The sequence below is a fragment of the Mycobacterium sp. SMC-14 genome (assembly GCF_046250075.1).
Taxonomy (GTDB): domain Bacteria; phylum Actinomycetota; class Actinomycetes; order Mycobacteriales; family Mycobacteriaceae; genus Mycobacterium.
Window position 1 is genome coordinate 1802331 of record NZ_CP176429.1, and the last position, 11937, is coordinate 1814267.

General features: G+C 69.0%; 9 protein-coding genes. 5 read left to right on the forward strand and 4 right to left on the reverse strand.

Annotated elements, in window-relative coordinates:
• Positions 1–82: 82 nt before the first annotated feature.
• The 3 genes from ACKY0W_RS08445 to ACKY0W_RS08455 are packed head-to-tail and all read left to right on the forward strand — an operon-like array spanning position 83 to position 5448.
• A complete protein-coding gene (locus ACKY0W_RS08445; protein WP_409437178.1) occupies positions 83–2434 on the forward strand; it encodes a Tex family protein in 2352 nt (783 codons plus the stop codon).
• Positions 2435–2440: 6 nt separating this feature from the next.
• A complete protein-coding gene (locus ACKY0W_RS08450) occupies positions 2441–3823 on the forward strand; it encodes an FAD-binding oxidoreductase (protein ID WP_409437179.1) in 1383 nt (460 codons plus the stop codon).
• Between the two features lie 53 nt (positions 3824–3876).
• Entirely contained in the window at positions 3877–5448 is a 1572-nt protein-coding gene (locus ACKY0W_RS08455; RefSeq protein ID WP_409437180.1) for an acetolactate synthase large subunit, read from the forward strand.
• 54 nt (positions 5449–5502) lie between these two features.
• Here the strand turns inward: ACKY0W_RS08455 and ACKY0W_RS08460 are convergent, their stop codons facing one another.
• The 3 genes from ACKY0W_RS08460 to ACKY0W_RS08470 all read right to left on the reverse strand — a co-directional run bounded on the left by ACKY0W_RS08460 (position 5503) and on the right by ACKY0W_RS08470 (position 8341).
• Positions 5503–6162 carry a cutinase family protein gene (locus ACKY0W_RS08460; RefSeq protein ID WP_409437181.1) on the reverse strand — a complete coding sequence of 220 codons (660 nt, stop codon included), beginning with the start codon at positions 6160–6162 and terminating at the stop codon, positions 5503–5505.
• 92 nt (positions 6163–6254) lie between these two features.
• Positions 6255–6947, reverse strand: a complete 693-nt coding sequence (locus tag ACKY0W_RS08465; RefSeq protein WP_409437182.1) for a cutinase family protein — start codon at positions 6945–6947, stop codon at positions 6255–6257.
• Between the two features lie 161 nt (positions 6948–7108).
• The gene (locus ACKY0W_RS08470) at positions 7109–8341 is read right to left on the reverse strand and encodes an MFS transporter (RefSeq protein ID WP_409437183.1); all 1233 of its coding nucleotides are present in this window, start codon (positions 8339–8341) and stop codon (positions 7109–7111) included.
• Between the two features lie 151 nt (positions 8342–8492).
• Between ACKY0W_RS08470 and ACKY0W_RS08475 the strand changes: the two genes are divergently transcribed.
• Entirely contained in the window at positions 8493–10016 is a 1524-nt protein-coding gene (locus tag ACKY0W_RS08475) for an Hsp70 family protein (protein ID WP_409437184.1), read from the forward strand.
• Here ACKY0W_RS08475 and ACKY0W_RS08480 read toward each other — a convergent pair.
• Positions 10013–11089, reverse strand: coding sequence for an SAM-dependent methyltransferase (locus ACKY0W_RS08480; RefSeq protein ID WP_409437185.1), 1077 nt, complete (start codon positions 11087–11089; stop codon positions 10013–10015). The genes ACKY0W_RS08475 and ACKY0W_RS08480 overlap by 4 nt on opposite strands.
• Before the next feature lie 83 nt (positions 11090–11172).
• Between ACKY0W_RS08480 and ACKY0W_RS08485 the strand changes: the two genes are divergently transcribed.
• Complete coding sequence (locus ACKY0W_RS08485; protein ID WP_409437186.1) at positions 11173–11889, forward strand: SHOCT domain-containing protein; 717 nt, start codon at positions 11173–11175, stop codon at positions 11887–11889.
• Positions 11890–11937: the final 48 nt, after the last annotated feature.

Here is an 11937-nt window from a genome sequence, read left to right on the forward strand (position 1 = left end):
GTCTCGCCGTCCAGGAAGAGGGGCGGGTCCACGCCGTCCCGGAGCCAGGAATCGTCAGCGGCGTTCGGTAGGGTCCGTCGGCGTGACCGCGAACGTGACCCTCAAACCGGTGAATGCCCGCCTAGCCGACGAACTGGAAGTAGCCGAACGACAGGTCGCGGCCGCCGTCGCGCTGCTCGACGAGGGGGCGACGGTGCCGTTCATCGCCCGCTACCGCAAAGAGGTCACCGGCAGCCTCGATGACGGCCAGCTGCGCACCCTGGAGGAGCGGCTGCGCTACCTGCGCGAGCTCGACGACCGGCGGGCCGCGGTGCTGTCCTCGATCGAGGAACAGGGCAAGCTCACCGACGAGCTCAAGGCCGCGCTGCTGTCGGCCGACACCAAGGCCCGTGTCGAGGACATCTACCTGCCCTACAAACCCAAGCGCCGCACCAAGGCGCAGATCGCGCGCGAGGCGGGCCTGGAGCCACTGGCTGACCGGCTGCTCGCCGACCCCGCATTGGACCCGGGGCAGCTCGCGTCGGAGTACACCGGCGAAGAGGTCGCCGACGCGGCGGCCGCGTTGGAGGGTGCCCGCGCGATTCTGGTCGAACGTGCCGCCGAGGACGCCGAGCTGGTGGGTGCGGTCCGGGAGAAGTTCTGGTCGGCGGGCTCGCTGCGGACTATGCCTCGCTCTGAAGATGTCGCGAAAAGTGCTGCGGCACAAAAATTCCGGGACTACTTCGAGTTCGGCGAAGCGCTGGAGACCATGCCGTCGCACCGGGTGCTGGCCGTGTTGCGCGGCGAGAAGGAGGACGCCCTGGCGCTGGCCTTCGACGGCGGCGACAACGAGCCCTACCAGGCGATGGTCGCCAAGTCTCTCGGCGTGGACATGACCGCACCGGGCCAGGCCACGCCCTGGTTGGCCGACACCGTGCGGTGGGCATGGGACACCAGGCTGGCGTTCTCGGCAGCAGTCGACGCCCGGATGCGCTTGCGTCAGCGTGCCGAGCAGGACGCGGTCGCGGTGTTCGCCAAGAACCTCAAAGACCTGCTGTTGGCGGCGCCGGCGGGCAACCGCACCACACTCGGCCTCGACCCGGGCTTTCGGACCGGGGTGAAGGTCGCAGTTGTCGACGGCACCGGCAAGGTCGTCGACACCTGCGCGATCTTCCCGCACCAACCGCAAAAGCAGTGGGACCAGGCCAAGGCCGCACTGGCCGCACTGGTCGCCCGCCACGGTGTGGACCTGATCGCGGTCGGCAACGGCACCGCGTCGCGCGAGACCGATGCCCTGGCCGCGGAGCTGATCGCCGACCTCAAGAGCATCGGTGCTCCCGCGCCGACCAAGGCGATGGTCAGCGAGGCCGGCGCGTCGGTGTACTCGGCGTCGGCCTACGCCGCGCACGAGCTTCCCGATCTGGACGTCACGCTGCGCGGGGCGGTGTCGATCGCACGGCGGCTACAGGATCCCCTGGCCGAGCTGGTCAAGATCGAGCCGAAGTCCATCGGCGTCGGCCAGTACCAGCACGACGTGACGCCGGGAACCCTGGCGCGCAGCCTCGATGCGGTGGTCGAAGACGCGGTGAACGCCGTGGGCGTCGACCTGAACACCGCCTCGGCGCCGCTGCTGGCCAAGGTGTCGGGGGTGTCGGAGTCGCTGGCCGAAGCCATCGTGGCGTACCGCGACCACACCGGGCCCTTCCGCAATCGCGCCGCCCTGCTCGATGTGCCACGGTTGGGGCCCAAGGCATTCGAGCAGTGTGCCGGGTTCTTGCGCATCCGCGATGGTGACGACCCGCTGGACTCCTCGGGGGTGCATCCCGAGGCTTACCCGGTGGTTCGGCGCATCCTGGACCGCTCGGGAGTGTCGCTGGCCGAGATCATCGGCGACGAGCGAGTGCTGCGGTCGCTGAAACCCGGCGACTTCGCCGACGACCGGTTCGGTGTCCCGACCGTGACCGACATCCTCGCCGAGCTGGAGAAGCCGGGACGCGACCCGCGACCGGCGTTCTCCACGGCGACCTTCGCCGCGGGAGTGGAGAAGGTGGGCGACCTCAAGGTGGGCATGGTTTTGGAGGGGGTGGTGACCAATGTCGCGGCCTTTGGCGCTTTCGTTGACGTCGGCGTGCACCAGGACGGCCTGGTGCACGTCTCGGCGATGGCAGACCGTTTCATCTCCGACCCGCACGAGGTGGTCAAGTCCGGCCAGGTGGTGAAGGTGAAGGTCGTCGACGTCGACGTCGACCGCCAGCGCATCGGGCTGACCCTGCGGCTGGGGGACAAGCCGGCGGACAAGCCCGCTCGCGGCCCGGCGGCCAAACCGGGTGCGCGTGGTGACAACGCGAAGCAGAATCGTGGGCGGCGTCCCGGTAACAGTGCCGGGCGCCGGGACGCGGCACCGGCAGGCGGATCGATGGCTCAGGCATTACGTGACGCCGGATTTGGAAAGTAGGGACGGATGGCCACGCTAGACAGCGATCTCGCGCAGAAGTTCACCGACATCGTCGGAGCAGGTGGACTGCTGAGCGGTGAGCAGATCGGCCCCGACTACGCGCATGACGAGGCGCTGGTCGGAGCGCCGGTGATGCCGAGCTATGTGGCCCGCCCGCAGACCGCCGAGCAGGTCGCGGCGCTGCTGGCCGCGGCAACCGAAGCCAAGGTTCCGGTGACCGCCCGTGGATCAGGCACCGGCATGTCGGCAGGCGCCCGGCCGTGCGCCGACGGTCTGCTGATCTCCTTCGAGCGGATGAACGCGATCCTGGAGATCGATACCGACAATCAGGTTGCCGTGGTGCAGCCGGGCGTGACGTTGGCCGACCTCGACACCGCGACGGCCGAGGCGGGGCTGATGTACACCGTCTTCCCCGGGGAGCTGTCCGCCAGTGTCGGAGGCAACGTCGGCACGAATGCCGGTGGTATGCGCGCGGTCAAGTACGGGGTGACGCGGCACAACGTGCTGGGCTTGCAGGCCGCGTTGCCGACCGGTGAGCTGATCCGCACCGGCGGCCGAATCACCAAGCTGTCCACCGGTTATGACCTGACCCAGCTGATCATCGGGTCGGAGGGCACCTGCGCGCTGGCCACCGAGGTCACCGTGCGGCTCTACCCACGGCTCGGGCATTCCGCCACGCTGTTGGCGCCGTTCTGCGATCTGCCCGCGGTGATGCGTGCGGTGCCGGCGGTGGTGCGCAGCGGGGTGGACCCGGTGATTCTCGAATACGTCGACAAGCTCACCCTGGCCGCGATCAGCTACTCGCAGAACCTGAACCTGGGCATCCCCGACGCGGTGCGTGAGACCGCGGAGGCCTACCTGGTAGTGGGGGTGGAGAACCGCGACCGTGCGCGCCTCGACGACGACGTGGCCATGCTGGGCGAACTGCTGGCCTCACTCGGCGCCGACGATGTCTATGTGCTGGAAGGTAATTCAGCGCACGCCCTGATCGAAGCCCGCGAGAAGGCGTTCTGGACGGCCAAGGCCGCCGGCGCACACGATGTCATCGATGTGGTGGTCCCGCGGGCCGAGATGCACCAGTTCCTCACCAAGGCAAAAGAATTGGCCCAGGACGTGGGTGCCGGTGTGGTCGGCTGCGGACACGCCGGTGACGGCAACGTCCACTTGGCGGTGTTCTGCGCCGACGACGAGGTGCGTCACCGGCTGCTGCATGACATCTTCGCGGCCGCGATGGCCCTTGGCGGCGCCATCTCCGGTGAGCACGGCCTGGGACGGGTCAAGACGCAGCATTTCTTGGAGCTCGAGGACCCGGTCAAGATCGCGCTGATGCGCCGGATCAAGGATGCTTTCGACCCCGCCGGGATCCTCAATCCGGGCGTGCTTCTATAGGCAGCAGATCGCGCGTCCCGCAATGTTTGGTGCTCGGCAAGAAAGGCAGTCATATGACTAACGGAGCACAGGCCCTGATCGCCACCCTGGTCGACAGCGGGGTGCAGGTCTGCTTCGCCAACCCAGGTACTTCCGAGATGCATTTCGTGGCCGCCCTGGACTCGGTGCCGCAGATGCGCGGGGTGTTGTGTCTGTTCGAAGGTGTGGTGACCGGCGCCGCCGACGGCTATGCACGGGTGGCCGCTAAGCCGGCTGCCACGCTGCTGCACCTGGGGCCCGGCCTGGGAAACGGACTGGCTAATCTGCACAACGCCCGCCGGGCGCATGTGCCGGTGGTCAACGTCATCGGGGACCACGCCACATACCACAAGAAGTACGACGCGCCGCTGGAATCCGACATCGAACCGCTGACCGACTGGACCCACGGCTGGGTGCGCCGCACCAACTCCGGTGATGACGTCGGTCGCGATGCCGCCGAAGCGGTCGCGGAGTCGATGTCCAGCCCGGCGCAGGTGGCCAACCTGATTCTGCCCGCCGACATCTCCTGGGAGGACGGCGCGCAGGCGGCCGGGCCCGTCGACCCGGTCCCCGCCGCTGCCCCCGACGCACAGGCCGTCGCCGATGTCGCCGCCGTGCTGGGCAGCGGTGAGCCGGTGGCGATCCTGATCGGCGGGCCCGCCGTCGCCGATGTGCGCGCCCTGGAGGCCACCGACCGGATCGTCGCCGCAACCGGGGCCCGTGCCCTGGTCGAGACCTTCCCGGCCCGGCTCGTCCGCGGCGCCGGGGTCCCGGCGATCGACCGGCTTGGCTACCTGGCCGAGCAGGCCGCCTTCCAACTCGACGGCATCAAGCACCTGGTGGTGGCCGGCACCCGGGCGCCGGTGTCGTTCTTCGCCTACCCCGGCAAGGCCAGCGACCTGGTTCCCGAAGGCTGCGTCGTGCACAACCTGGCCGGCCTGGAGACCGACGTGGTGGCCGCACTGGAGCAGCTGGCCCAAGCGGTGGCCGCCGGCGTGCAGCCGCGTCCGGCACCCGCGGCGCGCCCCGAACTCCCGACCGGTCAGCTCACCCCGCAGAACTGGGTGCAGGTTATCGGGGCACTGCTGCCTGACAACGCGATCATCTCCGACGAATCCAACACCTCGGGCCTGATGCTGCCCGCGGCAACCGCCGGTGCGCCACGCCACGACGTGCTCACGCTCACCGGTGGGGCGATCGGGCAGGGTCTGCCGGTCGCGCTGGGTGCGGCCGTGGCCGCGCCGGACCGGCCGGTGATCGCGCTGCAAGCCGACGGCAGCGCGGCCTACACCATCTCCGCGCTGTGGACGATGGCGCGCGAGAACCTGAACGTGACCACGGTGCTGATCAACAACAGCTCGTACGCGATCCTGCGCCTCGAACTGGCCCGCGTTGGTGCCGCGGGCGAAGGGGGCCAGTATGGCCCCAAGGCAGAGGCTCTGCTCGACCTGTCCCGGCCGAATATGGACTTCGCGAAGATCGCCGAGGGGTTCGGGGTGCCGGCCACGGTGGCCACCACCTGCGAGGAGCTCGCCGAACAGTTCCGCCGGGCCGTCGCAGAACCGGGGCCGCATCTGATCGATGCGCGGATCCCGACGCTGTTCTGACCGGACGACTGCCCTGATGCGCGTGGTGGCCGGCTTCGGGCCGGCCACACCGTGCTAGTTGACGCTCTGGCCGGCCGTGACCCGGCTCGCCACGAACGTCGCGGCCTCCACGGTCTTGCCGTCTTGCACGTACATCAGGTGCGGGACGACGCTGCCGCTGTCTTCGCAGTAGATGTCTCCCGCCAGGCAGAAGTCGATGGTCTTCGGGCGGTAGGACGAGGCGAGGACCGGCAGGGGACCGCCCCACAACGACGTGGAGTAGGGGCTCGACGGCGGGCCGAACAGCGCCACCGCGACCACATGGTTGGCGACCGCGGCGGGCAGCGCATTGCTGGACATCGCGATGACGCTGGCGCCCTGGGAGTAGCCGCCGAGCACCAGCTTGGTCTTGGGGCAGTTGGCGACCGTGCCCTGAATGTGGGCGGTGGCGTCACTCTCGCCGAGGACCGCGCTGTTGTGGTAGTCGGTGCTCGCCGGGTACTCGACCGGATAGACGTTGACGTTCAGGCCTGCCAGCTGCTCCCGCAGGGACCCGACGAAAGCCTCTCCGACGTCACCGAGTCCGACGGGCTGACCGGAGCCGCGCGCGAACACCACTTCGGCGTCCGGGCACGGCCCTGCGGTGGCGGCGGGCAGGCCCACCGGCGCGGCCACCAGTGTTCCGGTGAGCATCACCGCGGCGGCGAAGGTGCGAACAGTGTTACGCAAACTCATCCTTGAATGCTGACATGTCCGGCCCTTGCCACTGGCCCGCGGGTAGCGAATCAGCAAACCGCAAAGTCGGCCGTGCGGAACGAACACAGTGGTTAGAGCCGGTTTGCCGCGTAGGCGGCGCCCTCGTCCGCGATGCCGTCGTAGGCGCCGGGGGCGTGCGCGGAGAAGTTCAGTCCTTCGGAGCAGACCGGGTCTTCGGGAGCGCACAGCTGGATGGTCTTGGCGGTGTATGCCGGGCCGATAGCCAAGGGCGGTTGGCCGAGGAAGTTCATCGCCCGCTCGTTCGGGGTTCCGAAGAGCACCACGGCCGCGACATGATCTGCGACCTCCGGGGGCATCGGCCGTGGTATATCGACCCCTTCGACTCCGTCTGGGATGACGCTGGCGGTGGCGAAACCCATCACCGCGGCGCCCTGCGAGAAGCCGCCGAGCACCATCTTGGTCTTGGGGCAATTGGCCGCCGTGGCCTCGATGTGGGTGGTGGCGTCGCGGATGCCCTGAATGCCTGTCGGCCAGTCATTGGTGGCCGGGTAGTCGATGGCGTAGGCGTCCACGGGCCGCTCGGGCAATCGGGCCCGCAGCGAGTTGACGAATGATTGCCCGGTCTCGCCTAGGCCAGGTACCTCATCGGTACCTCTAGCAAACAAAACTTGGACGTCAGGGCAGGGGTCTGCGAAGGCGGGAGGAGGGGTGGCGGCGGTGCTGTGCAGCAGCCAAGTCAGGGCCAGAACAACACCGAGGGAACGAAGGATCCGTCGTGGGTTCACCGGTACATGGTGGCACAAGAAGTGCCTCGCGTGCAGCAGACACCCCAGGCAGTGAACATATTCGGCGGTTGCTGACCGACTGTTGTGGCACATGCTGAGTGCCTCATGTCGAAGATCTGAGCCACAACTGAGATCGGCGCCCATGCGGCCACCGGTTACCGGCCGATGACCGTCGGGTGTCAGTGAGGTGACTGCCCGAGATTGCCACCCGAGCAAACTTTGGAGGCGCCCGCGACAGTGAGTGCGAGCAGTTGAATCCCCAGGATCGACGCGATCAGCGCGCCGACGGAGACGTCGTACAGCCAACCAGTCAGCACTCCGCCCGCCGCGGCGGCCGCGCCCAGGCCGGCGGCGAACACGCCGTAGGCACTGGCTCGACGCCGAGGCGAAACCAAGTCGGCGACCATGGCACGCAGCGTCGACTCCTGAATGCCCACCGCAGCACCCCACAGCAGCGCCCCGACCACCACCGCGGCGACGCTGCCGGCGAAGGCGAACACCGCGACGGCAGCCGACAGAATCGGGAGTGCGAGCACGACCTTGCTGCCGAGCCGGTCGTAGCACCACCCCGAGGCGAGTGCCGCCAGCGCGTCGGCGCCCATGGCTGCCGCATAGAGCACCGGGACCGCTGCCGCCGGCAGCAAACCGCGGGTGACCAGGTGAAACGACACCAGGCCGAAGGTCGTGAAACCGGTCATCGTGAGCGCGACAAAACCGCAGTACCGCCAAAAGGCCGCCGGCAACCGCCCGGCCGCGCCGCGCGCCGGGTGGGCTCGCGCCACGCCCGGCTCGTAGCGCTCATAGTCCCGGGGGTCCGGGACTCGCAGCCGCAGCCAGATCAGCAGCGCCAGCGTTGCGGCGCCGGGCAACGCCAGCACCCCCAGCGCCGGGGCATAGTCACCACCGGTGAGCGCCAACAACCCGGCCACCGTCAACGGACCGATCACCGCACCGACCTGGTCGAGCGCCTCGTGCACGGCGAAGCCCCGGCCCCGGCCGGTGAGACTGGTGGCGTGCGACAGCAAGGTGTCCTTGGCGGGGCTGCGGACCGCCTTGCCGACCCGCTCGGCGATCACCAATGAGCAGGCAACCCAGAGCGTGCCGGCTACACCGAGCAGGGGCACGGTGAGCACCGTCAGGGCGTATCCGGCAATCGTCCAGGCCCAGAAGCGTTGGCTCCGATCGGCCAGCGGCCCCGACACCAGTCGCAGGCCCAGCGCGGCGGCCTCACCGATTCCGGTCACCGTGCCGACCACCAGGCCGGTCGCGCCGAATGACGCCAGCAGCGGCCCGGTGATGGAACGGGCGCCCTCGTAGACACAATCGGCCAGCAGACTGACGGTGCCGAACACCGTGACGAACCGCCAAGCACTCAACGCCGGGCGGGATGCACCGTGGCCCGGCGCTCGCATACGACCAGATGCTAGACGTCGACAGTGGCCCTCGGCGTGACTTCGCCGCCGCACCAACGGCGCTGCAATGCCGGGTATATCGAACATCCATCGGTAAAATTACGTAGACCGGTGTGCTCTGACCGCCGGATGACACCGTGGATGGGACAGCATGGCGCAAGAGACAGGCCCCGCGTTGGGGATGTCCGTCGGGGCAACCACATTGGCGGCGGTCACCGCCGATCGTGCGATCACCCGTCGGCCGGTGCTGACGCTGTTCCGGGATCGGCCATCCCAAATCGGCATGCCCTCGGAGAATTCCGCGGTGAGTTCCGAACTGCACGACCGTGGACTCGTCGTGACCGATTTCGTGGATCGCGTCGGCGGCGGTGGGCCGGTGGTGGCCAGCGACGGATCTACCCACCGTGCCGAGCAGCTGCTCGCTGATGGGTTGCACGCCTTGGCGTATGCGGTGACGGAGGGCCGTCCGATACCGCCGGCGGTAGCGGTCACCTATCCCTCGCACTGGTCACGCGACGCCGTCGGTGCGCTGCGCACGGCGCTGGGGCGGGTCTCGGAGTGGGCGCAGCATCCGGTGTCGCTGATCTCCGACACGACGGCAGCTTTGACTGCGCTGCAAGCGAATCCGGGCCTACCCGACCACGGGATCATCGCGGTGTGCGACTTCGGGGGGAGCGGAACCAACGTCACCCTGGTCGACGCGGAGCACGGATTCGAACCGATCGGCTCCACCCGGCGCAGCACCGTCTTTTCCGGAGACGTGATCGACCAGGCGCTGCTGGATCACGTGGTTGCCGATCTCGGTGGTAACGGCGACGGGCCTCCGACGGTGGGGTCGCTGACCCGGCTGCGCAGCCAGTGCCGGGACGCCAAGGAACAGCTGTCGACTGAGACGGTGGCCGAACTCGCGGGCTTCCACGGCGGCGTGTGGCTGACCCGCGTAGAACTCGACGAGGCGCTGCGTCAGCCGCTGGACGGCTTTTTCACGGTCTTGCAGAACATCTTGGACGACAACGAGATTCTTCCCGATGCGCTGTCGGCGATCGTGTCGGTCGGTGGTGGGGCGAACATGCCGACGGTCACGACCGGCTTGTCACAACGCTTCGGGGTCGCCGTAATCAGCTCGCCGCGACCACAGTTGACGGCGGCCATCGGCGCCGCGCTGAGTGTCGCCGGCAATGTGGTGGCCATCCCGAAGAAGGCCCCGCCGCCGGCGGCACCAACACAGTTCCCCGAGTCGGCCCCGCCGCCCGAGCACGCCCCGCCGCCGCCCGCCGAAAGCGTCCCGGATGCGGGGCCGCAACCGTTGGTGATGCCACCGCCGGCTCGTCCGACTCCTGCTGCTCCGCGCCAGCCCGCCGCACCGGAACCCGAGGTGATCGGCGGGGGCGGCGGGCAGTGGTATCGACGGCCGGTCCCGGTGGTGATCCTGGCTGCGCTGGTCGCGATGTTGCTGGGCACGATTGCCGTGCTGGTGCTGCGGCATGCCGCCGACACCGGGACGGGCTCGAGCGTGCTGACCACGGTGTCGACCACGACTACCACCACCTCGCCGTCGCCGACGTTCGAGCCGCCACCGGCGTTCGCGCCCAGCCCCGAACCCCTTGCGCCGACCCTGCCCGAGGTTCCGGAGACTCCGGCTCCGGAATCCACGGAGAACCCGGTCAGTCCCTAACGCTGCTTGGCGAGGACGATCAGCGCGAGCGGAATCTGCACCTGCTGCGGATTGCTCGCGAGCCTGGCGGCGACGCCGGCTTCCAGGTGACGCACGAAGTCGGGCGCACGCGGATCGTCCGGGCCGCCGGTCAGCGCGGCGGCCAGGGTGGGGAAGACGGCGGCGCTGACAAAGGCCGCCCAATGGGTGCCGAGCGCGACCGCATCGCCGTCGAGCAGGTATCGGTCCCAGAACCGGTCCTCGGCGTCGAACACCTCCAGTCGTTCTATCGTCAGCGACTCGAACCGGCCGGCGGGGGCGAACGGTGCGCGAAGTTCCTTCTCGCTGCGGCCGAGCACCGGGATCGCCATGCGGGCGACCTCGTCGCGGGTCAGTCCGCCGTCGCGCACCTGCTCCTCGAGAACCGCCACGATCGCGTCGAGCAGTGGTCGGTAGCCCGAACGGCCCGCGGCATCGACGGCTGCGGTCAACACCAGCAGCTTGCCGCCCGGGCTCAGTTCTCGGCCGCGGAACGCTACGAAGTCATGCCAATCCTGGGCGGCCTGGCGTGCGTAGGCGCGGCGCGCGGCGTCGTCGTCGCTGTGTTCGACATGGACGTGGTCGGTGAATTCGGGTAGCTCCCCTGCGGGCCGGCGCAGCCACATGGTCGCCCAGGAGGTCCAGCCCAGGGTGACGCTCTGCGAGGGCAGGATCTGGGCGTAGAACGACCGGCCTATCGCCGAGGGGAAACTGGCGGTGTCCTTGCGGAGGTAGCTGTCGGGATCCTCAGCCAGCGTGGTGAACAGCGCGGTGAAGTCGTTGTCCGGCAGGTCGGTGTGGGTGACCAACACGGCATGGTCGGCCCGGGTGCGTCGGCGGAAGGCAGCGATGGCGGCGCCGATCGGGAGCAGTGAGTTGTAGCCGGTGGCGGCGCCGTAGTCGGCGACGACGATCGGACGCGGCGCGGCCGGCAGCGGAACGGTCGCCGCGAGCTGTTCGAACACGCCGGTGGCGTGGGCCAGCCCGGCCGCCTGCAACCGGCTCGAGGGAGCGCCCCCGGGCTCGGGGCGGACCACGATGCTTGACTCTGGCATGGGCACCTCCGACCCCGGGCGAACCGTCATCGATATCACCACTGACGGTAGCGGTATCGGCAATCCGTGGCACACTTCCGTAGGTGAGCGCGCAGCGTGCGATCGGGCGCATTCCGGTCGTGGTGGCGGCCGGCCTGATGGCCATCGGGGTGATCGGCTTCGTGGTTGCGTTGATTCTCAACGTCTTTGTGCTGGACCGCTATGACGCCTACGGCGAGGTGCCGATTCCGGGCGAGGGCCGGGTGCATCTGCCGGTGGGCGAGGTGACCGTGAATCTGCACACCCGGGTCATCTCCAGTCCCACCGGTGGAGGGCTGCCGGTGCCGCCGATCAGCGTCACGGTGACGCCACCGGACGGGGTGCCCGACCCGGAGTTCCAGGAGAGCATCGGGATGACCACCACGGTCAACAACGACGCGCGGCGGCGGTTGTGGCGGATCTCCGTGGCCGAGGCCGGCGATTACCAGATCGCCACCGACGGGCAGGTCGGCGCCTACATCGCTCCGCGACTGGCGTTCGGAAAGCCCGCCGGCAACTCGACGCTGCTCTGGGTGTTTCCGGTGATCTTCGTGCTGGGGCTGGTGGATCTGATCGCAGGCCGATTGTTGGCGGCCCGCCGCGGTCGCCTTCCGGTGAGGACGGTGGTCAGCGGAGCGGAGACCAGTCGCGACCGGTTCGTTCCCGACGGTGAAGGCATCCGCATCGAGCAGCTCAAAACCATAACGGCGCTGCGTGATTCCGGAGCGCTGACCGAGAAGGAGTTCGCCGAAGAGAAGCGGCGCATCCTGCGCGGGCACTGAGCTCAGTGGCGCTCAGTGGCCGGGCCGATGGGCCCCTTCCTCCGCACC